Source organism: Pseudomonas sp. BNK-44-b, from assembly GCF_047456245.1.
Lineage (GTDB): Bacteria > Pseudomonadota > Gammaproteobacteria > Pseudomonadales > Pseudomonadaceae > Aquipseudomonas > Aquipseudomonas machongensis.
Window position 1 is genome coordinate 5,468,207 of sequence record NZ_CP179908.1, and the last position, 24,794, is coordinate 5,493,000.

29 protein-coding genes are annotated in these 24,794 nt (G+C 63.5%); 12 read left to right on the plus strand and 17 right to left on the minus strand.

Features of this window, described 5'->3' with window-relative positions; all coding sequences use genetic code 11:
* Positions 1–47 precede the first annotated feature (47 nt).
* From ACMGGG_RS24780 to ACMGGG_RS24790, 3 genes are all read right to left on the minus strand, one after another.
* Positions 48–512 (minus strand): hypothetical protein, encoded by a 465-nt coding sequence (locus tag ACMGGG_RS24780; protein ID WP_054893667.1) that lies wholly within the window; start codon positions 510–512, stop codon positions 48–50.
* Positions 513–826: 314 nt separating this feature from the next.
* Complete coding sequence (locus ACMGGG_RS24785) at positions 827–1,078, minus strand: DUF3077 domain-containing protein (RefSeq protein WP_054893666.1); 252 nt, start codon at positions 1,076–1,078, stop codon at positions 827–829.
* Positions 1,079–1,105: 27 nt separating this feature from the next.
* A complete protein-coding gene (locus ACMGGG_RS24790) occupies positions 1,106–1,354 on the minus strand; it encodes a hypothetical protein (RefSeq protein ID WP_054893665.1) in 249 nt (82 codons plus the stop codon).
* Positions 1,355–1,776: 422 nt separating this feature from the next.
* Between ACMGGG_RS24790 and ACMGGG_RS24795 the strand changes: the two genes are divergently transcribed.
* A complete protein-coding gene (locus tag ACMGGG_RS24795; protein ID WP_414154590.1) occupies positions 1,777–2,286 on the plus strand; it encodes a hypothetical protein in 510 nt (169 codons plus the stop codon).
* Positions 2,287–2,523: 237 nt separating this feature from the next.
* On the opposite strand, the gene ACMGGG_RS24800 is transcribed toward ACMGGG_RS24795, so the two are convergent.
* The 3 genes from ACMGGG_RS24800 to mgtA are packed head-to-tail and all read right to left on the minus strand — an operon-like array spanning position 2,524 to position 5,805.
* A complete protein-coding gene (locus ACMGGG_RS24800; RefSeq protein ID WP_186667362.1) occupies positions 2,524–2,694 on the minus strand; it encodes a hypothetical protein in 171 nt (56 codons plus the stop codon).
* Positions 2,684–3,070 carry a DUF2493 domain-containing protein gene (locus tag ACMGGG_RS24805; protein WP_063542109.1) on the minus strand — a complete coding sequence of 129 codons (387 nt, stop codon included), beginning with the start codon at positions 3,068–3,070 and terminating at the stop codon, positions 2,684–2,686. Before ACMGGG_RS24805 ends, ACMGGG_RS24800 begins: the two co-directional genes overlap by 11 nt.
* Positions 3,071–3,090: 20 nt before the next feature.
* A complete protein-coding gene (mgtA, locus tag ACMGGG_RS24810) occupies positions 3,091–5,805 on the minus strand; it encodes a magnesium-translocating P-type ATPase (protein WP_414154591.1) in 2,715 nt (904 codons plus the stop codon).
* A 335-nt stretch (positions 5,806–6,140) separates the two neighbouring features.
* On the opposite strand from mgtA, the gene ACMGGG_RS24815 reads away from it, so the two are divergent.
* Positions 6,141–6,323, plus strand: coding sequence for a hypothetical protein (locus ACMGGG_RS24815; protein ID WP_414154592.1), 183 nt, complete (start codon positions 6,141–6,143; stop codon positions 6,321–6,323).
* A gap of 382 nt (positions 6,324–6,705) precedes the next feature.
* Here ACMGGG_RS24815 and ACMGGG_RS24820 read toward each other — a convergent pair whose 3' ends face one another.
* Entirely contained in the window at positions 6,706–6,969 is a 264-nt protein-coding gene (locus tag ACMGGG_RS24820; RefSeq protein WP_063542112.1) for an accessory factor UbiK family protein, read from the minus strand.
* A 411-nt stretch (positions 6,970–7,380) separates the two neighbouring features.
* Here ACMGGG_RS24820 and glnK point away from each other — a divergent pair, with 411 nt between their 5' ends.
* From glnK to sutA, 3 genes are all read left to right on the plus strand, one after another.
* A complete protein-coding gene (gene glnK, locus ACMGGG_RS24825) occupies positions 7,381–7,719 on the plus strand; it encodes a P-II family nitrogen regulator (RefSeq protein WP_002555808.1) in 339 nt (112 codons plus the stop codon).
* A gap of 47 nt (positions 7,720–7,766) precedes the next feature.
* The gene (locus tag ACMGGG_RS24830; protein WP_054891597.1) at positions 7,767–9,101 is read left to right on the plus strand and encodes an ammonium transporter; all 1,335 of its coding nucleotides are present in this window, start codon (positions 7,767–7,769) and stop codon (positions 9,099–9,101) included.
* A 438-nt stretch (positions 9,102–9,539) separates the two neighbouring features.
* Positions 9,540–9,869, plus strand: coding sequence for a transcriptional regulator SutA (sutA, locus tag ACMGGG_RS24835; RefSeq protein ID WP_054891598.1), 330 nt, complete (start codon positions 9,540–9,542; stop codon positions 9,867–9,869).
* A gap of 91 nt (positions 9,870–9,960) precedes the next feature.
* Here sutA and ACMGGG_RS24840 read toward each other — a convergent pair whose 3' ends face one another.
* The 6 genes from ACMGGG_RS24840 to lptM are packed head-to-tail and all read right to left on the minus strand — an operon-like array spanning position 9,961 to position 14,571.
* Positions 9,961–10,656, minus strand: a complete 696-nt coding sequence (locus ACMGGG_RS24840) for an HAD family hydrolase (protein WP_200603147.1) — start codon at positions 10,654–10,656, stop codon at positions 9,961–9,963.
* Positions 10,653–11,552 (minus strand): tyrosine recombinase XerC, encoded by a 900-nt coding sequence (gene xerC / locus ACMGGG_RS24845; protein WP_063542116.1) that lies wholly within the window; start codon positions 11,550–11,552, stop codon positions 10,653–10,655. The genes ACMGGG_RS24840 and xerC overlap by 4 nt, the downstream gene beginning before the upstream one ends.
* Positions 11,552–12,262 carry a DUF484 family protein gene (locus ACMGGG_RS24850; protein WP_112897095.1) on the minus strand — a complete coding sequence of 237 codons (711 nt, stop codon included), beginning with the start codon at positions 12,260–12,262 and terminating at the stop codon, positions 11,552–11,554. Before ACMGGG_RS24850 ends, xerC begins: the two co-directional genes overlap by 1 nt.
* Before the next feature lie 13 nt (positions 12,263–12,275).
* Positions 12,276–13,106, minus strand: coding sequence for a diaminopimelate epimerase (dapF, locus tag ACMGGG_RS24855; RefSeq protein WP_063542120.1), 831 nt, complete (start codon positions 13,104–13,106; stop codon positions 12,276–12,278).
* Positions 13,107–13,110: 4 nt separating this feature from the next.
* Positions 13,111–14,358 carry a diaminopimelate decarboxylase gene (gene lysA, locus ACMGGG_RS24860; protein WP_414154593.1) on the minus strand — a complete coding sequence of 416 codons (1,248 nt, stop codon included), beginning with the start codon at positions 14,356–14,358 and terminating at the stop codon, positions 13,111–13,113.
* Between the two features lie 9 nt (positions 14,359–14,367).
* Positions 14,368–14,571 (minus strand): LPS translocon maturation chaperone LptM, encoded by a 204-nt coding sequence (gene lptM / locus ACMGGG_RS24865; protein WP_054891604.1) that lies wholly within the window; start codon positions 14,569–14,571, stop codon positions 14,368–14,370.
* A 211-nt stretch (positions 14,572–14,782) separates the two neighbouring features.
* Here lptM and cyaY point away from each other — a divergent pair, with 211 nt between their 5' ends.
* The 3 genes from cyaY (at position 14,783) to rnk (ending at position 15,880) form a co-directional block, all read left to right on the plus strand.
* Positions 14,783–15,115, plus strand: a complete 333-nt coding sequence (gene cyaY, locus ACMGGG_RS24870; protein WP_054891605.1) for an iron donor protein CyaY — start codon at positions 14,783–14,785, stop codon at positions 15,113–15,115.
* Position 15,116: 1 nt separating this feature from the next.
* The gene (locus ACMGGG_RS24875; protein ID WP_054891606.1) at positions 15,117–15,338 is read left to right on the plus strand and encodes a DUF1289 domain-containing protein; all 222 of its coding nucleotides are present in this window, start codon (positions 15,117–15,119) and stop codon (positions 15,336–15,338) included.
* Positions 15,339–15,469: 131 nt separating this feature from the next.
* Complete coding sequence (gene rnk / locus ACMGGG_RS24880) at positions 15,470–15,880, plus strand: nucleoside diphosphate kinase regulator (protein WP_414154594.1); 411 nt, start codon at positions 15,470–15,472, stop codon at positions 15,878–15,880.
* 10 nt (positions 15,881–15,890) lie between these two features.
* On the opposite strand, the gene ACMGGG_RS24885 is transcribed toward rnk, so the two are convergent.
* The 3 genes from ACMGGG_RS24885 to ACMGGG_RS24895 all read right to left on the minus strand — a co-directional run bounded on the left by ACMGGG_RS24885 (position 15,891) and on the right by ACMGGG_RS24895 (position 19,574).
* The gene (locus ACMGGG_RS24885) at positions 15,891–18,749 is read right to left on the minus strand and encodes a class I adenylate cyclase (RefSeq protein ID WP_112897098.1); all 2,859 of its coding nucleotides are present in this window, start codon (positions 18,747–18,749) and stop codon (positions 15,891–15,893) included.
* 226 nt (positions 18,750–18,975) lie between these two features.
* Positions 18,976–19,221: a TIGR02647 family protein gene (locus ACMGGG_RS24890; protein WP_054891609.1), complete on the minus strand. Its 246-nt coding sequence runs from the start codon at positions 19,219–19,221 to the stop codon at positions 18,976–18,978.
* Positions 19,222–19,268: 47 nt separating this feature from the next.
* Positions 19,269–19,574, minus strand: a complete 306-nt coding sequence (locus ACMGGG_RS24895) for a hypothetical protein (RefSeq protein WP_054891610.1) — start codon at positions 19,572–19,574, stop codon at positions 19,269–19,271.
* A gap of 146 nt (positions 19,575–19,720) precedes the next feature.
* On the opposite strand from ACMGGG_RS24895, the gene ACMGGG_RS24900 reads away from it, so the two are divergent.
* On the plus strand, positions 19,721–20,380 hold the full coding sequence (locus ACMGGG_RS24900) for a glutathione S-transferase (protein ID WP_125931013.1): 660 nt from the start codon (positions 19,721–19,723) through the stop codon (positions 20,378–20,380).
* A gap of 117 nt (positions 20,381–20,497) precedes the next feature.
* Here ACMGGG_RS24900 and argH read toward each other — a convergent pair whose 3' ends face one another.
* A complete protein-coding gene (argH, locus tag ACMGGG_RS24905; protein WP_414154595.1) occupies positions 20,498–21,892 on the minus strand; it encodes an argininosuccinate lyase in 1,395 nt (464 codons plus the stop codon).
* Positions 21,893–22,202: 310 nt separating this feature from the next.
* Between argH and ACMGGG_RS24910 the strand changes: the two genes are divergently transcribed.
* The 3 genes from ACMGGG_RS24910 (at position 22,203) to ACMGGG_RS24920 (ending at position 24,764) form a co-directional block, all read left to right on the plus strand.
* A complete protein-coding gene (locus ACMGGG_RS24910) occupies positions 22,203–22,943 on the plus strand; it encodes a LytR/AlgR family response regulator transcription factor (RefSeq protein ID WP_054891613.1) in 741 nt (246 codons plus the stop codon).
* Positions 22,944–23,058: 115 nt separating this feature from the next.
* Positions 23,059–24,000 carry a hydroxymethylbilane synthase gene (gene hemC / locus ACMGGG_RS24915; protein ID WP_414154596.1) on the plus strand — a complete coding sequence of 314 codons (942 nt, stop codon included), beginning with the start codon at positions 23,059–23,061 and terminating at the stop codon, positions 23,998–24,000.
* Positions 23,997–24,764 (plus strand): uroporphyrinogen-III synthase, encoded by a 768-nt coding sequence (locus tag ACMGGG_RS24920; RefSeq protein WP_414154597.1) that lies wholly within the window; start codon positions 23,997–23,999, stop codon positions 24,762–24,764. Before hemC ends, ACMGGG_RS24920 begins: the two co-directional genes overlap by 4 nt.
* The last annotated feature ends 30 nt before the right edge of the window (positions 24,765–24,794 follow it).

Sequence of the window (24,794 nt, forward strand, 5' to 3'; positions counted from 1 at the left end):
TGGACCCGTTCTGCCCCGGATCGCTCCGGGGCAGAACGTTCAGCGACTTACTTGATCGTGAATTCGACGTTCCACGAATAGTTCGACAGGCTGGTCGAGGTGATGGTTGCGGTGCAGCGAGCGCCGCCGCTGGCATCGGCATCCTTGGTCCATTTCGGGATCTTGGTGATGGTGCCACCCAGCCCGCCCGGGGCAATCGTGTTGACGAACGAGGTACGGAACACGCAGGACTTGCCGCCGATGGCGTAGCGCACGAAGGCGGTGGTGATGTCTGGGCTCAGGGGGCCGGTCACGACGAAGGTGAAGGCCTGGTTCGGCAGGATCGAATCCTTGGGCTTGGGCGTTGCGCTGGCGTTGGTCAGGGCTTCGTTGTTGCCGATCATCGAGTACTTGGCTTCGGCAGTGCCCAGATTCTTGACGGTGATCTGCACGGGAGGGCCTGCATGCGCTGCACCGGCAGCGAACAGGGAGGTAACGGCCAGGGCCGCGAAGATCCGTTTCTTGAATTGCATAGCGTATTTTCCATGTGTTGACATTTTCGTATGTCGCACGACGGACAACAGTCCGCCTTGCCCGGTCTGCAGCGTTACGGCAGCTGCATGTCCTTTCCGGTCACTTTGCATCGGTGCCTTCCATGGGTTAGCTCGACTTGCGCAAAGTCCAGCTAAATAAATCCTTCCAGTTGAGGCAGTTAACGGCACAGGGAGGGAATACTTTAGTGACGGATTCTCGCGCGGCCTGAGACTTTCAGCTCATTGAAGCGTGCTCGTGCAGCATTTGCCTGGGCCTCGATGCCGAGGCGGTATCGAGGCTTGCTCGTGAGGTTTCAGACGCCAGCGTTGCGGCTGACTTCAAGATCATTCAACAACGCCTTGGCCAGCGCGCTGAGGTAGTGCAGGGCGGTGATTGCCGCGGGGTTTGCCTCCCCTGTGAACTGATCGCTCAGATCACGTGTACAGCCCACCAGCACTGAGATTTCTTCGATGGCGCGCTCATAGGGGACACCGGGCTGTACGCGAAACATCTCGAGAAAGGTGGCAACACCTGCGGTGGTGCGGCCGGATTGGTTACCGCTCATGTTCATCACTCCTTGACGGGCTCAGGGTCACATCCGGTTCAGCGCATGTTCGATCAGCGCGCGAGCCGTTTCGGCGGAGTGCGCGGCGTTCGACAGCATGTGCAGGCCGGGTACACCGGCATAGGTGCGGCAGTGTTCGTCGATGGTTTCGGCGACACCGCGCAACAGCTCGCTGGCGTGTGCCAGGGCGTCGGGAGGGGTCATGTCGGTGTGGATGGAGAAGTAGGGGTTGTTGATGAGCTTGAGGCGGGGTGGGTCGGGGACGAGTTTCTTCATGGTTCAACTCCTGGACGACATCTGGAGCTGCCATCAGAACCCTTCTCACGGATTAGGGTGGCAGCCGTGCACGAGGTGAGAAGTCCGTGGTCCAGGGACACGGCCAGGTCGAAACCTGCTCGCGCACGGCTACCATGACGGGAAGCCATTCCTGAAACACTTGGGCTTCTCACACCCAGTCGCCAATGTGGGCGACCCAGCGAAGTTATCCCTGAGGTATTTCCCCGACAATTAAGAGGCTTCCGCAAAGCGCGTAGGATACTTCCTAGTCGCGCGCAATCGAAGGTTTTCGCAGCATGTTCGGACTTGTCGTACGATCAAAGCCAGCCGCAAAATTCAGCCATGCGTTGCACAGGCATGAGTTTCACCGGTAATGCGATGCTGAGCGGTGAGTGAGAAAGCAGGCAGTGTTAGGACCGGCAATGCATCATGACAAACGAGGAGATCTGGCCCTCGAAGACGCTTTCAGAACCTTGATGCAACAGGTCAGCGTAATGCAAGAAGCAGGTATACCGCTCAAACAGGTCAAGCATGCACCTGCCTTCAGCTTCCTGCTAACCCCAAAGCAATTGGATAGGGTAAAGAAAATATGCCAACTGAAAGGCTGGCCTGTACCCAACCAGCGCGGAATCCTCATCGATCTGGAGGCTGTAGCTCATCCTATGGCTTCGCGGGGGTCCAAGGATAATTGCAGCGCAGCAGAAGTCCTGGCCATTTTGGTAGCGGCCTACTCAGCTTACAGCCAGATTGGGTTGAACAAGCCCAAGCATTCCCAAGCCATAGTCTTCAATACAGGGCGTCAGGTAGTGGTGGGAGGAGGCAGATTTTACGCGGTGGCTGTAGTAGAAGTGCGCGTTGACGGCGCCAGAAAGTACTTGGCCCCGGTCACCGCGTATCACGCGACCGAGGCCAAGATTCGGAATATCAAGTGACTACGCGGAAGGACGGCCTCGAAAGCGAGTCTCCTGCACTGAAGCAGAACAACCCAGATGCTTGCGATTTCCCTTCATATGACCTTGGCATGCCAGGCCTACGCAGCTCCGCCGACAAATTTTCTGCTGTCGCCGTAGTCAGGTGCCATGTTAAGTCAGTTGGCGAAGCAAGAGCAAGGATGCGAGCGCTAGCCGGTTAGGCGCCGCTTCCACAGACGTCTCAACCTTCAGCCTCCCTCAACCTCCAGACAACCGCGCCTCGACCCCAAACAACACCACCAACACCCCACTCAACACCAAGGTCACGATCACAAACAGCACATTGCGCCGCGCCGCCCGGGCCTGGGCGGGTGGCAGGTCGTGGGTGAGCGAGAAACGGGCTCTCTCATCAGGCTTTTCAGGCGTCATGGCAATGCTCCTCTCGCTCGGGTTGTCGTGGTTGCCTGCCGCAGATCACCTGCACACCCGCGCCGCGGGCCCTGGCCAGCAGCTCCTCGGTATCGTCGCCCCCGGGCAGGGCGAGCAACAACTCGGGGCGGCTGTCGGTGAACATGAACAGGTTGCGCAGGCGTTCGGCCTGCTTGCCGTGCAACTGCCAGTTGGGCGGGTAGCGCACCAGGTCGGCGCCGTGCTCGCGTGCCCAGCTTTCGATCTCGCCGCCGAGGAACTGGCTGCCGCCGTGGATCAACACCCGGATCGGCCGCTGGCGCTGGACATCGTCCAGGGCCTGGCGGCAGCGCCGGGTGTCGGCGTAGTTGCGTCCCGCACAGATCAGTACGCGCATGGTCTGCTCTCCCTGCAGGCTCAGAACCACTGTCCGAAGCGGCGGATGTAGAGGGTCTTCATGGTCTGTGCGACCACGCAGTAGCCCAGCAGGGTGGCGACCAGCCAAGGGAAGTATTCCCACGGCAGCGGCACCAGACCGACCATCGCACCCACCGGCGAGAACGGGATGTAGATCCCCAGCGCCATCACCAGGCCCGTGGCCAGGATCACCGGCAGCGCTGCAGTGCTCTGGAAGAACGGCACCTTGCGCGTGCGCAGCATGTGCACCACCAGGGTTTGCGACAGCAGGCCTTCGATGAACCAGCCAGACTGGAACAGCGCCTGCATCTCGACACTGTTGGCGGCGAACACGTACCACATCAGGGCAAAGGTGGTGATGTCGAAGATCGAGGAGGTCGGGCCGATCCACAGCATGAAGCGGCCAATGTTGCGGGCATCCCACTTGCGCGGTTCGCTGAGGAACTCCTTGTCCATGCGGTCCCACGGCAGCGACAGCTGGGAGAAGTCGTACATCAGGTTCTGCAGCAGCAGGTGAATCGCCAGCATCGGCAGGAAGGGAATGAACGCACTGGCCACCAGCACCGAGAACACGTTGCCGAAGTTGGAGCTGGCGGTCATGCACAGGTACTTCATGATGTTGCCGAAGGTTTCGCGACCTTTGAGCACGCCCTCTTCGAGCACCATCAGGCTTTTTTCCAGCAGGATGATGTCTGCCGATTCCTTGGCGATATCGGTGCCGCTGTCTACCGAGATACCGACGTCGGCGTCGCGCAGGGCGGCGGCGTCGTTGATGCCGTCGCCGAGGAAGCCCACGGTGTGACCGTTGGCCTGCAGCGCCTTGAGCACGCGGGACTTTTGCAGCGGGGTGAGCTTGGCGAAAACGGTGCGTTCTTCGACCTGAATCTTCAGGGTGGTGTCGTCCATGCGCTCGATGTCCTGGCCGAGCAGCGGCAGGCCGGGCTCCAGGCCCACTTCACGGCACACTTTGCAGGTGACCACCGGGTTATCGCCGGTCAGCACCTTGACCCGCACGCCCATCTCACGCAGGGCGGCAATGGCCGGGCCAGCGGTTTCCTTGGGCGGGTCGAGGAAGGTCAGGAAGCCCTGGATCACCAGGTCACGCTCGTCGTCGGTGTGGTACTGCGCCTTGCCTTCGCTTGCCGGAATGTCGCGGGTGGCGACCACCAGCACGCGGAAGCCGTCGCGGTTGAAGGCATCGGCGCTGGCCAGCAGGCGCTGGCGCCGACGCTCATCGAGGGCCACGACGCTGTCGCCTTCCTGCACATGGGTGGCGATGGCGAGCATTTCCTCGACGGCGCCCTTGCTCACCATCAGGTGATCGCCCAGGGCGTTCTTCACTACTACCGACAGGCGACGGCGAATGAAGTCGAACGGCAACTCGTCGACCTTGGCGTAGGCGTAGGGCGCCTGGAACTCACGCTCCTGGCCTGCGAAGTGCAGCACAGCCTGGTCCATCAGGTTGCGCACGCCGCTCTGGTGGTGGCTGTTGAGCCAGGCCAGTTCCAGCACGCGTTTGTCGCGCTCACCGTCGATGCGCACATGGTGCTCGAGGATGATCCGGTCCTGGGTGAGGGTGCCGGTCTTGTCGGTGCACAGCACATCCATCGAGCCGAGGTTCTGGATGGCGTTCAGGCGCTTGACCACCACTTTGCGCCGGGCCATGGCCACGGCGCCCTTGGCCAGGTTGGCGCTGACGATCATCGGCAGCATTTCCGGGGTCAGGCCCACGGCCACGGCGAGGGCGAAGAGGAAGGCATCGCCCCAGTCGCCCTTGACCAGGCCGTTGATCATGAACACCACCGGTACCATCACCAGCATGAAGCGGATCAGCAGGCTGCTGACACTGTTCACGCCGCGGTCGAAGGCGGTCTGGCTGCGTGAACCGGCGATGGCTTTGGCCAGGGAGCCGAAGTAGGTGCGTCGACCGGTGGCGACCACCACGGCGCGGGCGCGGCCACTGACCACGTTGGTGCCCATGAAGCAGATGTTCGGCAACTCGAGCAGGTTGTCCTGGTTGCCGCTGTCATCGGTGGCGGACTTCTGCGCGACATTGCCCAGGGTGTCGTACTTCTCGACCGGCAGTGCCTCGCCGGTGAGCACCGCCTGGCTGATGAACAGGTCGCGTGATTCGAGCAGGCGGATGTCGGCGGGGATCATGTCGCCCGCCGAAAGCTGCACGATGTCGCCGGCCACCAGTTCGTCCATGGGCACTTCGCGCAGGCGCGGCGGCTGGCCGAACTGTTCGCGGCGCAGCACGGTGGCGGTGGTGCGCACCATCGCCTTGAGGGCGTCGGCGGCCTTGTTCGAGCGGTACTCCTGCCAGAAGCGCAGCAGGCTGCTGAGGCTGACCATGGTCATGATGATGATGACCTTGGTTAGGTCGGCGTCGTCCGCTTCACCTGCGCTGATCGGCATCCAGTAGTCGGTGACGAAACTGATCCCGGCCAGGGTCAGCAGGACGTAGATGAAGGGGTTGTGCAGGGCCTTGAGCAGTTGCACCAGGGCGTGTGGTTGCTGGTCGTGGGCCACCTGGTTGGCGCCGTCGCGTTGCAGGCGCTTGGCGGCTTCGTGTTCGGTCAGGCCATGCTCGCTGGCATCGAGGTTGGCGAGGGTGACGGACAGGCCATTGCGCGCTTCACGGGCGGCGCGGGTGGACAGGCGGGTTTCGCGTTCGGCCTTGGCCGGTGGGGTGTTGCGGTGTTTGACGGTCATGTTGCTGTGCTCCTGCCGCTGCGGCGGCACGACACACAGACGTTTCACTCAGGGGGTGAACGTAGGCATGTCGGGTCGCAGAAAAATGCTTGGTTTTTCCGACAGTTGTCTGTCCGCTGCCGAGAGTCGGAAGTTGTTTCGGCAGCGAACTTTCTACTCGCGCAGTCCATGTTTGTATTCCTCGTTGATAAACATTGGGCAATAACGGTCCGGCGAACTTTCAATGTTGAAAGTTCGATCAAAAGTTACTGTTGAATATCAGTTGTTCAGTGGAGCGTGTGGGGTCTCAGGCGAGCGCAAACGCGTGCCAGCGGCCCCCGTCTACCTGGAGGGTCTTGGCTGTCGTCATGGTGCCAGTGCAGGCGCAACTGGAGTTTTCCGTGGCAGGGGTGTGCCTGCCATACGGCACGCAACTGCGGGCCGCGCACGGCGGCCGGGGGCTGGGCTGGAGCGCACGGGCCATGGGGCGGCCAGGCGCGGGCCTGCAAACGCGCCAGGCAGGCGTGCAGGCGATGTGAAACGAATGACGTGAGGTTCATGAGCTTGCCTCCAACCGGCGGACACCGGCTGTGGCAAGTCACGGCGGAGCATCAGGCTCTGGCGCGGCTTGCCCGACCAGGGTGTCGGGACCGGTGTTCCGGTTCAAGTGCCTGACCGGGCCGTACGGCGGTGGTCAGGCAGCGACTAGATACTGTGTCCATTGAATTCTTCAGTGAATGGAAAAAAGGCCCCTTCTCTCAGGGCGAGCGAACTTTATTCAAGGGTAGTATCGAAGTCAACCAAGGAGGTGAACTTTAAATAAGTTTCATCTTGTTTGAATGCTCCCTGGTGTTTGTAGGAAGCGTTTGAAGTTTGCGGCCGACCTCTGCGCGGAGGCAGGCCGTATATCCCTCAGGGGGGCTAGTCCTGGGCCGGTGGCGCCAGGCGCGCTTCCAGCTCGGCCACTTGCTTCTCCAGGGCTTCGAGGCGCGCGCGGGTGCGCGCCAGGACCACCATCTGGCTGTCGAATTCTTCCCGGCTGACCAGGTCCAGCTTGCTGAACGCGCTCTGCATCAGGATCTTGAACTGGCTTTCGAGTTCGGCGCGCGGCTGCGCGGTGTCGCCGCTGAACAGGCGCGAGGCCTGGTCGCTCAGGGCGTCGAGAAGGGCTTTGGGCGCGAGCATGGGTCAGGCTGTTCCGTGGCGTGTGAAAGGTGGGCAGTGTAGCACGGCGCATTTCGGCGGTCGGACGCACACTTTTTGAGCAGCCGCTGGCGGCTCGATGCACCAGAATCGTGCAGCTTTCAGCGTACTGGCCATGGGCTAATCCCGAGCATTGTGTGCAACTACTTGTTTTCTGGCCCTTTGCCGGATCTGGCAAGGTTTCTGCAAAGGCCTCTGTGCGCCATGCACTGATGCAGTCCCTTGTGATCGGGCAGTGTGCAGGCGGAGCCGCAAGGCTCCCTCTCCACCCGCCGAAACGTGTGTCGGTGGGGGAATGGAGCCGACGACGCGTTACAAAGCCAGGCGCTGCGCTTAGACTTGAGACGGGTTTGTTTTCCTGGGGCAAGTCCACCAAATCGGGAGAAGAGTTTCATGAAGCTAGTCACTGCCATCATCAAGCCGTTCAAGCTGGACGACGTGCGCGAGTCGCTGTCGGAAATCGGCGTGCAAGGCATCACCGTGACCGAAGTCAAGGGCTTCGGCCGGCAGAAAGGCCACACCGAGCTGTACCGTGGCGCCGAATACGTGGTCGATTTCCTGCCCAAGGTCAAGATCGATGTCGCCATCGATGACAAGGACCTGGACCGGGTGATCGAAGCCATCACCAAGGCGGCCAACACCGGCAAGATCGGCGACGGCAAGATCTTCGTGGTGAATCTGGAGCAGGCGATCCGCATCCGTACCGGCGAAACCGATACCGACGCGATCTAAGCGACACAACAAGCCTCACCAAACCCAAACGCCCCAGGAGAAAACAAATGACTCTGCGCAAGATCGCAGGGCTAGGAGCCCTATTGTCCCTCGTAATGCCTGGCCTGGCCCTGGCAGAGGAAGCAGCCGCCCCGGTACTGAACTCCGGCGACACCGCCTGGATGCTCACGGCCACGGCGTTGGTACTGTTCATGACCATCCCGGGCCTGGCCCTGTTCTACGGTGGCATGGTGCGCTCCAAGAACCTGCTGTCGGTGATGATGCAGTGCTTCGCCATCACCGGTCTGATCAGCATCCTGTGGGTCATCTACGGCTACAGCATCGCCTTCGATACCACCGGTATGGAAAAGGGCGTGCTCAACTTCAACTCGTTCATCGGCGGCTTCTCCAAAGCCTTCCTCGCCGGTGTGACGCCGTCTGGCCTGACCTCGGCCACCGCGCTGTTCCCTGAGGCGGTGTTCATCACCTTCCAGATGACCTTCGCCATCATCACCCCGGCACTGATCGTCGGTGCCTTTGCCGAGCGCATGAAGTTCTCCGCCATGCTGGTGTTCATGGGCGTGTGGTTCACCCTGGTCTATGCGCCGATCGCGCACATGGTCTGGAGCGGTGACGGCGCACTGATGTGGGACTGGGGCGTACTGGACTTCGCGGGCGGCACCGTGGTGCACATCAACGCCGGTATCGCAGGCCTGGTGGCGTGCCTGGTACTGGGCAAGCGCAAAGGCTACCCGACCACGCCGATGGCTCCGCACAACCTCGGCTACACCCTGGTCGGCGCTGCCATGCTGTGGATCGGCTGGTTCGGCTTCAACGCAGGTTCCGCTGCAGCGGCCAACGGCACTGCCGGCATGGCCATGCTGGTGACCCAGATCGCCACCGCCGCCGCCGCGCTGGGCTGGATGTTCGCCGAGTGGATCGGCCACGGCAAACCTAGCGCCCTGGGCATCGCTTCGGGTGTGGTCGCCGGCCTGGTCGCCATCACTCCGGCTGCCGGCACCGTCGGCCCGATGGGCGCCCTGGTAATCGGCCTGGCGTCGGGTGTTATCTGCTACTTCTGCGCCACCAGCCTCAAGCGCAAGCTGGGTTACGACGACTCGCTGGATGCCTTCGGTGTGCATGGTATCGGCGGTATCGTCGGCGCGATTCTCACCGGTGTGTTCGCAGCACCGGCCCTGGGCGGCTTCGGCGCGGTCACCGATATCGGTGCGCAGGTCTGGGTCCAGGCCAAGGGCGTGATCTTCACCGTGGCCTACACCGCCATCGTCACCTACGTAATCCTCAAGGTGCTGGACGTGGTAATGGGCCTGCGGGTCAACGAAGAAGAAGAGTCGGTCGGCCTCGACCTGGCTCAGCACAACGAGCGCGGCTACAACCTGTAACCGCCCTGCAGTAAAAAACTTGCCCGGCTTGTCCGGGCATTTTTTTGCCTGATTTTTACCGTTTCGCCGGTAGGCAAACGGTTTATCCGGCACGTTCGTGACGCAGGCAGAAAACTTACAGAAAAGCGGGTACTGATGGAGCTTTGTTTTTTCTCCCGGCGCGCTAGAATGCGCGCCGGAAGGGTGTTTGCAGTGCCTTCCACACACTTCGCCACGCTTTGCTAGGCTTGCCAATAGCGCAAGGCCAGCAGCGGTGGCTCAAGGATTTCGTCAGATCCCGCCAGGAGCTGGGATCTGCTGGGTGAAACGCCCTCACCAGGGGCCGTACATCCAAGGCAGTGGCCAACCCACGGCCAGTTGAATTTTCACTGGTGGCTGCCGGTCTACGGCATCACTGGTCTATAACTAACCTGCTTTTCGCAAGTCATGAGGTAGAACATGAGCGACGACGATCTGGAAAATGATGACCTCGAAGTAGGCGACGAAGACGAGGGTGATGAGGCCCTTGAAGCCGCATCCGACGACGGCGCGGAAGACGCCGGCGACGACGACAGCAGCCCTGCACCTGCCGCCAAAGGCAAGTCCAAGGCGGCAGTCTCGGTAGACGAGATGCCGAGCATGGAAGCCAAGCAGAAGGAACGCGACGCGCTGGCGCGCGCCATGGAAGAGTTCCTGGCACGCGGTGGCAAGGTCCAGGAAGTCGAGGCCAACGTGGTCGCCGATCCGCCCAAGAAGCCGGACAACAAGTACGGCAGCCGCCCTATCTGAGTGGCTGGATACAAAAAAGCCCGCGGTCGCTGCGGGCTTTTTTGTGGGTGGAATTTGGGTGTTCGTGCGGGCTTAGCCCGCGATAGGGCCGTCAGCGCCAGCGTGCCAGCACCTCGGGCAACTGCGACAGGCGCTGGATCTCGGCATCGGGCGCCTGCTCGCCGGCCCAGGCCTTGCCCTGGGGGTTGAACCAGACTGCGCGTAAGCCGGCGCGTTGGGCCCCGGCGATGTCGTCACCCGGATGATCGCCGACATGCACTGCGGCACTGGCCTCCACTTCACCGCGCTTGAGGGCTTCGCGGAAGGGCGCAGGGTCGGGCTTGCCGATCCCCAGGTCCTCGGCGCACAGGGCGAAGCGGAAGTAGTCCGAAATCCCCAGCCGCCGCACATCGGCATTGCCGTTGGTCACGACGCCCAGCACATAGTGATGGCGCAGGATCTCCAGCACCGGCTGCACCTCGGGAAACACCTCGACCTGATGCCGGGCATGCAGGAACACCTCGAAGGCTTCATTGGCGAGCGCCTGGGCGTGTTGCTCGCTGTAGCCGACCTCGGACAGTGCGTGGAACAGCACGCGACGGCGCAGGGCGCTGATGCGGTGCTTGAGGCCCGGTTCGGCCTGCACCAGGCGTTCGCGGATGGCATACAGGTGCTCGACCGGCACACCGCCCAGGGTTGGGGCATTGGCGGCAAGCCAGTCGCGCAGGACGGTTTCGGCACTGGTGATCACCGGTGCGGTGTCCCACAGGGTGTCGTCCAGGTCGAAGGTGATCAGCTTGATACTCATGAGTCGCTGCCTTTGCTGCGTTTGGCTCGGGGATGGGCGCTGTCGTAGACGGCGGCCAGGTGCTGGAAGTCCAGGTGGGTGTAGATCTGCGTGGTGCTGATGTCGGCGTGACCGAGCATCTCCTGTACCGCGCGCAGGTCCTGGGACGATTCGAGCAGGTGGCTGGCGAAGGAGTGGCGGAGCATGTGCGGGTGCAGGTGCTGGCCCAGTTCGCGTTCTCCGGCGACCTTGACCCGCAACTGGATGGCCCGTGGCCCCAGGCGCTTGCCTTGGCGGGTGACGAACATCGCACCGTCGCGTGGCGCGCTGATCCCGCGCAGTTTCAGCCACGCCTGCAGCGCTTCGCGCGCCTTGCGCCCGACCGGCAGGACGCGGGCCTTGCCACCCTTGCCCTGCACCTGGACCAGTCCGCCGGCCAGGTCCAGTTGTTCGAGGTCGAGGTTGGTCAGCTCCGACAGGCGCAGGCCCGAGGAGTAGAACAGTTCGAGAATGGCCTGGTCGCGACGGGCGATGAAGTCGTCGTCGACGCCGCCGTCGAGCAATTGCAGGGCGCGGTCGGTGTCGAGGGTCTTGGGCAGGCGACGCTCACCCTTGGGCGGGGTCAGGCCGTTGGCCGGATCGTGCTGGCACAGCCCCTCACGGTTGAGGTAGCGATACAGGCCGCGCACCGCCGAGAGCAGGCGCGCCAGGCTGCGCGATGACTGGCCGTGGTGGTGCAGGCGTGCGATCAACTGGCGCAATTGCTGGATCTGCAGGGCTTGCCAGCTGGCGATGCCCTGGGTGTTGCAGAATTCGACCACTTTCTCCAGGTCGCGGCGGTAGGCCAGCTGGGTGTGCTCGGACACCTGGCGCTCGTTGCGCAGGTGCGCGCAATAAGCTTCCAGCTGGCGTTCCATCAGCGTACCGAGCGCAGCGTCTGGGTGAAGCGCGGAACCACGCGACCGAGGACTTCGGCGATGTAGGTGAGGAACAGGGTGCCGACGCTGCTCTTGTAGTGCTGCGGGTCGCGGCTGCCAATGGCCAGCACGCCGTGCAGGCCCTGATGCTCCAGCGAGGCGACGGCACTGGAGCCGACGTCCTTGCGCTGGTCTTCGCCGAACAGGAATGCCAGCTCATGCTCGCGCAGGTTGCCGCTGACCGTCTTGCCACTGCCCAGCAGGCCACCGATGGCTTGTTGCGCCTCGGCACTGCTGACCCAGCGGCCGACCGGCGCGGCGTTCTCACCGAACAGGATCAGGCTGACGAAGGGCACCTGGAACTCCTGGCGCAAGCTGTCTTCGACCGCCATCACCACTTCCTCCAGGCTGCTGGCGTCGAGCAGGTCGAGGATGAGGCGGCGGGTCTTGTCGAACAGTCGGTCGTTGTCGCGGGCCACATCCATCAACTGCGACAGGCGATGGCGCATCTCGATGTTGCGGTCACGCAGCAGCTTGAGCTGACGTTCCACCAGCGACACGCTGTCGCCGCGCTGGTGGGGGATGCGCTGCTCGATGAGCAGTTCGTCATGTTCGGAGAAGAAGGTTGGGTGGGCACGCAGGTAGGCGACCACCGCCTCGGCATCGAGGTCGGCGGCTTGCTCGGGTACAACCTGTGGCTGATCGGTCATGGCGGATACTCGCTTAGAGACGAACCTGTCCTTCGTAGACGCGTACGGCTGGGCCGGTCATCAATACCGGTTTGCCGGGGCCAGCCCATTCGATGCTCAGGCGCCCGCCCGGCAGGTCGATGGACACGGGAGAGTCCATCCAGCCCTGGGCGATGGCTGCCACGGCGGCGGCGCAGGCGCCGGTACCGCAGGCCTGTGTTTCGCCGGCACCGCGCTCCCAGACCCGCAGGTTGGCACGGTGGCGGTCGACGACCTGGATGAAGCCGGCGTTGACCCGCTGCGGGAAGCGCGGGTGGTGCTCGATTTTAGGGCCCAGCTCATGCACGGGGGCACTGCGCACGTCATCGACGCGCAGCACCGAATGCGGGTTGCCCATGGACACGGCGGCGATCGAGTGCACCTGTCCATCGACTTCCAGTGGATAGCTCAGCGCCTGCTGGTCGGCAACGAAGGGGATATCGGCCGGGTTGAAGCGCGGCGGGCCCATGTCGACACAGACCTGGCCGTCGTTCTGCACATCAAGCTCGATGACACCGCCTTTGGTTTCGACGCGGATACGCTTCTTCGCGGTCAGGCGCTTGTCCAGCACGAAACGGGCAAAGCAGCGCGCGCCGTTGCCGCACTGTTCGACTTCGGAGCCATCGGCATTGAAGATCCGGTAGCGGAAATCCACTTCCGGATTGCTCGGTGCCTCGACGATCAGCAGCTGGTCGAAGCCGATGCCGGTGTGGCGATCACCCCACTGCTTGGCATGCTTGGGCTGGATGTGCGCGTGCTGGCTGACCAGGTCCAGGACCATGAAGTCGTTGCCCAGCCCGTGCATCTTGGTGAAACGCAGCAGCATGGGTTCACTCCGGCAGCAGGCTTTCGCCGGCGAACAGTTCGGCAATGGTCTCGCGGCGGCGGACTTCGAAGGCCTGGTCGCCATCGACCAGGATTTCGGCGCAACGGCCACGGGTGTTGTAGTTCGAGCTCATGACGAAACCATAGGCGCCCGCGGACTGCACGGCCAGCAGATCGCCTTCGGCCAGGTTCAGCTGGCGGTCCTTGGCGAGGAAGTCACCGGTTTCGCAGATCGGGCCGACCAGGTCGTAGGCGCGGCCTTCGCCTTCACGTGGCTTGACCGCGCTGACGCCCATCCAGGCCTGGTACAGCGCCGGACGGATCAGGTCGTTCATCGCCGCATCGATGATGGCGAAGTCCTTGTGCTCGGTGTGCTTGAGGTATTCGACGCGGGTCAGCAGCACGCCGCCGTTGGCGACGATGTAGCGGCCCGGCTCGAACACCAGGGCCAGGTCGCGTGCGCCGACGCGTTCACGGATGGCCTTGATGTAGTCGGCCACCAGCGGTGGTTGTTCGTCGCGATAGCGCACGCCGACGCCGCCGCCCAGGTCGAGGTGACGCAGGTGAATACCGCAGTCGGCAAGGCGGTCGACCAGGTCGAGCAGGCGGTCGAGGGCGTCAAGGAACGGGTCGACGGTGGTCAGCTGCGAGCCGATGTGGCAGTCGACACCGACCACGTCCAGGTTGGGCAACTGTGCGGCGCGCACGTAGATGGCTTCGGCATCGGCGATGGCGACGCCGAACTTGTTCTCTTTGAGGCCGGTGGAGATGTACGGATGGGTGCCGGCATCGACGTCCGGATTGACCCGCAGCGAGACCGGGGCGACCTTGCCCATCTCGGCGGCTACCACTTGCAGGCGCTCGAGTTCGTCGGTGGATTCGACGTTGAAGCAGTGCACGCCGACTTCCAGCGCGCGGCGCATGTCTTCACGGGTCTTGCCGACGCCGGAGAACACCACGCGGTCGGCCCGGCCGCCGGCGGCCAGCACACGCTCCAGTTCGCCACCGGAAACGATGTCGAAGCCCGCGCCAAGGCGTGCAAGCAGGTTCAGCACGCCGAGGTTGGAGTTGGCCTTGACCGCGAAGCACACCAGGTGCTCGACACCTTGCAGGGCGTCGGTGTAGCTACGGTACTGGGCCTCGATGTGGGCGCGCGAGTAGACGTAGGTGGGGGTGCCGAAACGTTCGGCGATGGCCGACAGGGCCACGCCTTCCGCGAACAGTTCACCGTCGCGGTAGTTGAATGCGTCCATTGGATTTCCTTACTGCTCTGGCGACTGCTCGGGCAGCGATTCTTCGTCTTGCGGGGCGGCCTTGGCCGGCTGCGCGTGCTGGTGCGACGACTTGCGTGCGCTCTTGCCGTCCTTGCCGTCTTCAGGCAGGTACAGGGGGCCTTTCTGACCGCAGGCCGAAACGAGGCAGGCTACAGCGACCAGCGCCGCAATGGAGGAAATCAGGCGCTTCATGGGTGAAATCCTTTGAAATAAGCAGTATTGCGCCCGAGTATACCGAGCGACCGGCGGATTGCCTATGCAAGAGCCGGTCCGTCGGGCGGGCCAGGCTTGCTCGTTGTGAGGGTTGGGCTCGGTGCTGCCGGTCGCTAGTCTTTGCAATCAGCGCCCAGCGGTCGTATCGTGCCCGGCTTGCGTGTGTGCAGCCATTTTCGAGGTTCCTGCAATGAGTTTGAGCGAAGCGCGTTTCCACGACCTGGTCGACGCGACCCAACAGGCCCTGGAGGATCTGTTCGATGAGACCGACCTGGACCTGGACATGGAAAACTCCGCCGGTGTCCTGACGATCAAGTTCGACAACGGCAGCCAACTGATCTTCAGCCGCCAGGAGCCGCTGCGTCAGCTGTGGCTGGCCGACCGCTCGGGCGGTTTCCACTTCGACTATGACGAAGAGAGTGGCAAGTGGGTCTGCGAGAAGAGCGAAGAACTGCTCGGTGAGATGCTCGAGCGCATCGTCTGGGAGCGAGTCGGCGAGAAGCTGGACTTCGACGAGATCTGAGATGAGCGAGCAACCGCGGCCGCCCAAGCCGCTCTACAGCAACGTCAGCCCGGCCGTGCCTTCGCCGTGCATCAGCGTCTGCCGACTCGACGAGCGTCGGGTCTGCACCGGATGCATGCGGCATGTGGAGCATATCCGTGAATGGCGTTCGGCCGATGACGAACGGCGGCGGCAGATCTGCCGCGAGGCCGACGCGCTGAGGGCTTCGACGCCACAGGCTTGAGTATTTGCCCGGCTGTGGTAGTGTCAATCCGGTACTGGCCGCGCCAGAAGCATTCTCAAACCCCGCCCTTGGGCGGGGTTTTGCTTTATCTACAGCTTGAAATACTTCGTTGAAAGGAGTCTGACTGGACCATGAGCACCAAGCCTTCCCTCATCCTCACCCGACTGGACGTGCAGCGTCTTGAGCGTCTGCTCGACAGCCTCGACGAAAGCACGCCGGGTGTGCTCGCCCTGCAGGACGAGCTGGACCGCGCCGAACAGGTGGTCGGCCACGAGGAGGTCCCGGCGGGCGTGGTGACCATGAACTCGCGCGTGCACTGCCGCGAGGAAGCCACCGGCAAGGATTATCACCTGACCCTGGTCTACCCGAAGGATGCAGGGCCCGAAGGCAAAGTCTCGATCCTGGCGCCGATCGGCTGTGCGCTGCTGGGGTTGTCGGTGGGCGACCAGATCGACTGGCCGGCGCCGGGTGGCAAGATGCTCAAGCTCAAGCTGCTCGAGGTGGAATACCAGCCTGAAGCGGCGGGTGATTTCGACCTCTGAACGGCATCACCTACAAACCAGCCTGTAGCTGCTCCAGCCCATCATTGAGCGACTGCTCCAGTTCGCGCTTGTAGCGCAGGAACAGCACCGTCGAGCCCTGTTCGTCCTCAAGCAGTTCGGACAGATCCAGGTCGGTGATGTAGCAGCGGTAGTTCCCGGCGCTGCGGCGCTGGCGCAGAATCTGCCGGGCGACCACGGCATACAGCTGGTCGCCGTGATCGAGCTGGGAAAACTCCTGCTGGTCGCAATACAGCGTGACATGCACGTCATCCCCCGCGCCTGCCTGGAGAATCGCCTGCACTTCGTAGTACGGCTGGCCGCCCGCGACCTGTGGCGCGGGCCGAGGCTCCAGGGCACGGCATTTGCCTGGGCCGTTGGGCAGTAGCTGGTAGTAGAGGATGTCCAGCGCGGCCTGTTGCAGGCTGTCGAGCGGCAGTTGGGCATCGCGGCGTACCACGACCGACTGCAGAAAGCGTTGCAGGGGCAGCAGCAGGTGGCTTTCGTCCTGCAGTGGCAGCCGCTGCTGCCAGAGTGCGTTGTACTCGTCGAGTACGTAGAGTTCGGCCCAGCCTTCGTGCAGGCGATAGAACACCTGGATGCAACCCGGCTGGCCCTGCTCCAGCACCAGCGGCAAGTCGTGGTCCTGCAGGGCGTTGGCGTCGAGGTACAGCGGACTGTACTGGCTGCGCTCCTCGCCGAGGTGGGCGAGCACGGCATCCTGGTCGTCCAGGGTAGTCAGGCTGACCTGGCCGGGCACCAGGTCCAGCACATGGGTGTGCTGCGCCACCTGCAGCAGGTAGCGGTGGTTCAGGCCCTGATCCAGCAGCGACTGCACGGTCTCGAAGATGTCCTCGACGCGCTGGGCGATCGCTTGCGCGCGGTTGTGGCAGAAACAGCGCACCCGTAACCGCGGACGCTGCGTGCGTGGGCCTTGGCTGTTGAGAAAATCACGCAAGCAGCGCATCAGCGCGTGCTCGCCGTCGTAGCGCTGCACCAGCACTTCGTTCCAGCTGTTCAGAGTGATCTGGTCGAAGGTCAGCACCAGGTTTTCGCGCACCCCGGCATAGCTCAGCGAGTCGGTGCGCTCGGTGGTCATCAGGATGTTCAGGTCGCGGTGATGACGCAGCGGGTCGATGCCGACGTTGACCAGCAGCAGGATTTCGTCGGCCACGCTTGGTTGCAGCAGGCGGATTTCGCTGACGGTTTCCAGCGGTAGCGCGATGGTCTGCTGCAGGCTGCCAAGCAGGTTGAACAGCTCGAATTCGCTCAGGTCGCTGACACCAGGGTGCAGGGCCAGGCGGGTGCTGCTGTCGATGACGCCGTTGCGGTGCGCCCAGGTCAGCAGTTCGAGCAGTTCGCGGCAGCGTTTGATCGGGCTGAAATGTTCCCACTCGTGCACGCCCAGGTTGCCGTTGTACAGGCCCCAGTGGTGGGTGCCGGGCTCCTTGCGGTTGGGCGACTGGACGAGGGTGAGCGTGTCTTCGGCGACGTCCGGGGCGATGCCCGGGTTGATGACCTCGATCTTGCCGGCGCGGCGCTCGAAGGCTGCGTACAGGCGCCGACCCAGCACGTTGAGGTCGCGTTGATCGGCGCGGCTGCTGGCGTTCTGGTCGCGGGCGAACTGGCTGAGGAAGCGGTAGCTGTAGTTCAGCTCGGCAACCAGCTCGCGACGCTCGACCGCCACCTGGCGGACCTTCCACTGGCTGCGGCTGTCGAGCAGGGCCAGTTGGCGCTCGTCCCAGCCCCACTCCTCGGTCAGGCGCTCCAGGAGCTGGCGCTGCCAGCCGGTGCTGCGTGTGCGGGCCAGGGCGCTGAGCTTCTTGTTGACCTTCAGGTAGAGGCTGCGTCGCACCAGCTCCAGGCGCGCGTGCTCGCCGCGGCGCTGCAGGTACTGCTCGATCCGGCGGTAGACCATGACATAAGGGTCCAGCTCGTCGAGGTCCAGGCGGTTGGCGAACACCGCGCGTTTGTAGTCCAGGCTCAGGCAGCGCACTTCGGGGTGCTCGCTGGCGTAGACCTCGGTCAGCAGCAGCTTGAGCAGCGATTTGTAGGGCGAGTCGATGCCCTTGAACAGTTGCCACAGTCCGGCGCCGACGAACTCACCGGGCGGGATGTGCGCGAGGTGGCCGAGGTCGAGGTCGTCCTGGGCGCGAATGAAGCGCTTGGACAGCAGCGTCTGGGTGTAGGCCTGGTAGTTGTGCTCTTCGTAGACCGGCACCAGCCACCACAGCGGTGTGCGTCCGGCCAGCCAGATTGCCGTGCGATAGAACTCGTCGAGCAGCAGGTAGTGCTGGGTGGTGCCGCAATCGTCCGAGCTGAGCTGGCTGTCGCGTTCGCCCTGGACAAAGCCCTGGGGCTCGATCAGGAAGAAATGCGCCTCGGCGCCCTGGGTAGCGGCCCAGGCCTCGAGCAACTGGCATTTGCGCCGCAGCTCGGCCAGGGCGCCCTCGCCAATCCCCGGCGCATGGCAGACCCACAGGTCCATGTCGCTTTGCTCGGCCTGGGCCAGGGTGCCGAGGCTGCCCATGAGGAACAGGCCGTGAATCGGCCGTGGCGGGTTGCCGTGGCGGGCCTTGTAGGTGAAGGAGCGCGTCAGGCGCTGGGCCTCGGCCAACAGATCGGCGTCCGGCTCGAAGCCCGAGACGCCCGCTGGCGTGCTGCCCGACACATAGCCCGGCAGCAGCGGATGATTGACGTGGAAGAACAGCGGCAGCAGCGTCAGTACCTGCTGCTGGCGGCTGGACAGCCCTTCCATGGCCCGCTCGAGACGCCCCTGGTTCAGCTGGAGAAAGCGCCCGCGCAGGGTCGACAGCACCTTGCGGTCGATACCGTCGTGCAGATCGGGGCGAATTTCATGGGGGTGGTTCATGACGCACTCAGACAGGCCGGGGGAGCACCGGCGAGTTTAGCCTGAGTGGCGAGGTCGGATAAGAGGGTGAGTGGCATTTTGACGCCATTTTTCCAGCGCCCAAGAAAGTGCGGTGTCTTTATGGGCCTCATCGCGGGACAAGCCCGCTCCCACAGATCCAACCAGACCCTTGAAAACGGTGCTGCACCTGTGGGAGCGGGCTTGTCCCGCGATGAGGCCGGTGCAGTTATGCAGGCTGTGGGGTCTTCAGAACATTCAACAGCAACTGCACGCTCTCCACCGCATCGTGTCCCAGGCTGGTCAGGTAACCGCCGTCTGGCTGATCGGTCAGTTGCTTGTCATGCAGGCGTTTGGCCGCAGCGACCAGGGCTGGCGAGGCATTGGCGTGAATCTTGATCCCTTCCTGGCTGCTGTCGAGGTTGAACAGCGCAAGGACTTCCAGTTCGGCGACCAATTCGGGGGTAAAGGACATGGGGCGACTCCTGACTTCTCAGACGAGGATGGAAGTCAGGAGTGTAGTCAGGCTTCGTCGTCGTCGCCTTGATTTGCCTCAGGTGGCAATTCGGGCAGGGCACGCAGGGCATTTTCGTACCACTCGGTATCGAATGCGCGGTCCTCGGTGAGCAGCGCGTCGATCTCGATGGCCAGCACGTGGGCCATGAGGTTGAGGATGTCTTCGCGTTCGTAGCCGACCAGGGTCAGCTTGTTGAAGGTGGCCTTGGCCGCAGGCGGATTGCCGCTCTCGATCTGGTTCTCGATGGCCTGGGTCAGCGTCGCCTCGGCGAATTCTTCGTCGTCGTTTTCGATGTCGGTGGGTTCGCTCATGGCGCTACTCCTGTGATGAAAGCGACAGTGTGCCATGCCTGTGTCGGCAATGCCCGGTCATCGACGCGCGCCATGATGCTGGTCAGGGGGTGGCCAGGCGGCTATAACAGCCAGGCCAACCCCTTACGGCCTGGAGGCTGTCGTTCATGCTCAAGCTCTACGGATTCGCGGTCAGCAACTACTACAACATGGTCAAGCTGGCCCTGCTGGAAAAAGGCGTGCCCTTCGAGGAAGTGCCGTTCGTTTCCGGGCAGACGCCCGAGGTGCTGGCCATCAGCCCGCGTGGCAAGGTTCCGGTGCTGGGAACCGAACACGGCTTTCTCAGTGAGACAAACGTGATCCTCGATTACATCGAGCAGACCCACCCCGAGCATCCGCTGCTGCCCAGTGATGCATTCGGGCAGGCCAAGGTGCGTGAGCTGCTCAAGGAGATCGAGCTGTACATCGAACTGCCTGCACGTACCTGCTACGCCGAAGCGTTCTTCGGTACGGCGGTGGAGCCGCTGATCAAGGAGCGGGCGCGCAGCGAGCTGCTGGCAGGTTTTGCCACGCTCAAGCGCAATGGCAGGTTCGCGCCTTATGTCGCTGGCGAAAAGCTGACCCTGGCTGACCTGATGTTCTGCTTCTCGGTCGACCTGGCGTGTGCGGTGGGCAAGAAGGTGCTGGGGATCGATTTCCTGGCGGACTTCCCACAGGCAGCGGCGCTGTTGGGGAAGCTGCGCGAGCATCCGCACATGGCGCGGATCGTGGCGGACAAGGAGGCGGCGATGCCAAGGTTCATGGAGATGGTGCAGAACAAGCGGTGATGGGAAGAAGGGCCGCTGTGCGGCCCATCACGGCACAAGGCCGCTTCCACAGGGTTCGAGGTGTCCTGTGGCAGCGGCCTTGTGTGGTGATTCGAGGGCGCGGCCCTCGGTACGCGCCTAGCGGGAAGCCAGCAGCGCCTTGCCGCGCGCCACCGCTGCACGCACTTGTGCCGGCGCGGTGCCGCCGATGTGGTTGCGCGCGTTCACCGAGCCTTCCAGGGTGAGTACGGCAAACACATCCTGCTCGATCTGGTCGCTGAACTGACGCAGCTCGTCCAGGCTCATCTCGGCCAGGTCCTTGCCGGTGTCGACCCCGTACTTCACGGCGTGCCCGACAATCTCGTGGCAGTCGCGGAATGGCAGGCCGCGGCGCACCAGATAGTCGGCAAGGTCAGTGGCGGTGGAGAAACCACGCAGCGCCGCTTCACGCATGATTGCGTGCTTGGGCTTGATCGCCGGGATCATGTCGGCAAAGGCACGCAGCGAGTCGCGCAGGGTGTCGGCGGCGTCGAACAGCGGTTCCTTGTCTTCCTGGTTATCCTTGTTGTAGGCCAGCGGCTGGCCTTTCATCAGCGTGAGCAGGCCGGTCAGGGCGCCGAACACGCGGCCGGTCTTGCCACGCACCAGCTCCGGGACGTCCGGGTTCTTCTTCTGCGGCATGATCGAGCTACCGGTGCAGAAGCGATCAGGCAGGTCGATGAACTGGAACTGCGCACTGGTCCACAGCACCAGCTCTTCGGAGAAGCGCGACAGGTGCATCATCGCCACGCTGGCGGCCGCACAGAATTCGATGGCGAAGTCACGGTCCGAGACGCCGTCCAGCGAGTTGCCGGCCACGGCTTCGAAGCCCAGCAGCTTGCAGGTCAGCTCACGGTCGATCGGGTAGGTGGTGCCGGCCAGCGCCGCGCTGCCCAGCGGCATGCGGTTGGCGCGCTTGCGGCAGTCGACCAGGCGCTCGTAGTCGCGGCTGAGCATTTCGAACCAGGCCAGCAGATGGTGGCCGAAGGTCACCGGCTGGGCGGTCTGCAGGTGGGTGAAGCCGGGCATGACGGTTTCGGCTTCGCGCTCGGCCTGCTCCAGCAGACCCTGTTGCAGGCGGGTGATCTCGTCCAGGATCAGGTCGATCTCGTCACGCAGCCACAGGCGGATGTCGGTGGCGACCTGGTCGTTGCGGCTACGGCCGGTGTGCAGTTTCTTGCCAGTGATACCGATGCGGTCGGTCAGGCGCGCCTCGATGTTCATGTGCACGTCTTCGAGGTCGACACGCCAGTCGAACTGACCCGCTTCGATTTCACCCTGGATGGTCTTCAGGCCATCGATGATGGTGTCGCGCTCGGCGTCGGAGAGTACGCCGACCTGCGCCAGCATGGTGGCGTGGGCGATCGAACCCATGATGTCGTGACGGTACAGGCGCTTGTCGAAATCGACCGAGGCGGTGAAACGGGCGACGAAGGCGTCGACGGGCTCACTGAAGCGGCCGCCCCAGGACTGGTTGGTCTTGTCGGTGCTCATGGATCCACTCATAGAAGGCGTGAATGAAAAAGTGGCGCCGATCATAGCAGGGTTGGGCTTCGCTAAGCAGGGCGCCGGTCGCGAGAAAATTGCCGGTCTACGCCGGGTGGCGGGCGCCACAGGATATTCAACGATTGAACGGCAGTGTTCCACGGACCGTCTACAGTTGGACAGAGGACTGGCAGCGATTCTGCCAGACCAGTGAATCTTTGGCCTTCGCATGGGTCTGTAGCGTGACCGTTACAACGGTCACCGACTCCTGTCTACGCTTGTACCCACTGCGAGACTCACTCAGGAATCCAGCGCAATTATGAATGTCCTGATCGTTGATGATGAACCCCAGGCCCGCGAGCGCCTGAGCCGACTGCTTGGTGAGCTCGAGGGCTATACGGTGCTTGAGCCCAGTGCCACCAATGGCGAGGAGGCCCTGGCGCTGATCGATAGCCTCAAACCCGATGTCGTCCTGCTGGACACCCGCATGCCGGGCCTCGATGGCCTGCAGGTGGCGGCGCGTCTGTGCGAACGCGAGGCGCCACCGGCGCTGGTGTTCTGCCTCGATGACGACGAGCAGGAGGCATTCAGCCAGAGCGCCCTCAGCCATGTAGGTCGCACGACCCAGCCCCAGGCCCTGCGCGATGCCCTGCGCAAGGCGGAAAAACCCAACCGCACCCAGCTCGCCGCCCTGACCCGCCCGTCCACCGAAAGCGGAGGCGGCCCGCGCAGTCATATCAGTGCGCGAACGCGCAAGGGTATCGAGCTGATTCCCCTGCCCCAGGTGATTTACTTCATTGCCGACCACAAGTACGTGACCTTGCGCCACGAGTCTGGCGAAGTGCTGCTGGACGAGCCGCTGAAATCGCTGGAAGACGAATTCGGCGAGCGCTTCGTGCGTATCCATCGCAACGCCCTGGTGGCCCGCGAGCGTATCGAGCGCCTGCAGCGCACACCGCTGGGGCATTTCCAGCTGTTTCTCAAAGGCCTCGACGGCGATGCCCTGACTGTCAGCCGCCGGCATGTGGCCGGTGTGCGCAAGATGATGCAGACGCTCTGACCGAGGTGAATGCCGGCCGCTGCCAGGGATGGCGGGCCAGGTGATGACCTGGATCTGCTAGCGAGGCTGGCGGAGCTGTTATCATCGGCGGCATTTCTCTGCTTCGGGGCGTTACATGTCCACTCGCGAAATCCGCATTGCTACCCGTAAAAGTGCCCTGGCCCTGTGGCAGGCCGACTATGTCAAAGCTCGCCTTGAGCAGGCCCATCCGGGCCTGGTCGTGACCCTGGTGCCGATGGTCAGCCGCGGCGACAAGCTGATCGACTCGCCCCTGGCGAAAATCGGCGGCAAGGGCCTGTTCGTCAAGGAACTGGAAACCGCCCTGCTCGACAACGAAGCCGATATCGCCGTGCATTCGATGAAGGATGTGCCCATGGACTTCCCCGAAGGCCTGGGCCTGTATTGCATCTGCGAGCGCGAAGACCCGCGCGACGCCTTCGTTTCCAACACGTTCGACAGCCTTGAGGCGCTGCCGGCCGGCAGCGTCGTCGGCACCTCCAGCCTGCGCCGCCAGGCCCAGTTGCTGGCGCGCCGCCCTGATCTGGAAATCCGCTTTCTGCGCGGTAACGTCAATACCCGCCTGGCCAAGCTCGACGCCGGTGAGTACGACGCCATCATCCTGGCTGCCGCAGGCTTGATCCGCTTGGGCTTCGAAGACCGCATCACCTCCAGCATCAGTGTCGATGACAGCCTGCCGGCCGGTGGCCAGGGTGCTGTCGGTATCGAGTGTCGCAGCGCCGACAGCGAGATCCACGCCCTGCTGGCGCCGCTCAACCACCCCGATACCGCTGACCGCGTGAAGGCCGAGCGGGCGATGAACAAGCACCTCAACGGTGGCTGCCAGGTGCCGATCGCCTGCTATGCCGTGCTCGAAGGCGATCAATTGTGGCTGCGTGGCCTGGTCGGCCAGCCCAGTGGCGGGACGTTACTGATGGCAGATGCCCGCGCTCCGCGCGCCGACGCCGAAACCCTGGGCGTGCAGGTGGCCGAAGACCTGCTGGGGCAGGGCGCCGAGGCGATCCTCAAGGAAGTCTACGGCGAGGCCGGCCATCCGTGAGCGGCTGGCGCCTGCTGCTGACCCGCCCCGAAGAGGAGTGCGCGGCTTTGGCGCAGAGCCTGGCTGCTGTCGGAATCGCCAGCAGCCGCTTGCCCTTGCTGGCGATCGACCCGCTGACCCTGGATCAAATGGCCCAGGCGCGACTGGCCGACATCGGCCAGTACCAGGCGATCATCGTGGTGAGCAAGCCTGCAGCGCGCCTGCTGCTCGAGCGGCTTGCCGACGAGGGCATCGCGGCGCCGCTCCAGGGCTGGTTCACTGTGGGGGAGGCGACGGCACGCATTCTCCAGGCTGCCGATCTGCAGGTGACGTTCCCTACAGCGGGTGATGACAGCGAGGCCTTGCTCGGTCTATCTGTCCTGCGAGAGGCTGTCGCAGTTCCTACAGCACGCGTCCTGATTGTCCGTGGTGTCGGTGGTCGTGAATGGCTGGCCGAGCGTCTTGGTGAGCAAGGTGCTAGTGTCGATTATCTGGAACTGTATGAACGTCGCCTGCCGGATTATCCCCCAGGCAGCCTGATGCGCCGGATCCAAGCGGAACGCCTGAACGGGCTGGTGGTCAGCAGTGGGCAGGGTTTCGAACACCTGCTCCAGCTGGCCGGTGCGGATTGGCCGCGTCTGGCGGGGCTTGCGCTGTTCGTGCCAAGCCCGCGCGTGGCCGAACAGGCCAGGGCGGCAGGCGCCCAACAGGTTGTGGATTGCCGTGGCGCGAGCGCCGCGGCCTTGCTGGCAGCCGTGCAGCGCAGCGCTGCACCTGCCTCCTAAGGCGTCGAGCGGATTGCGGCGACGCCCCCA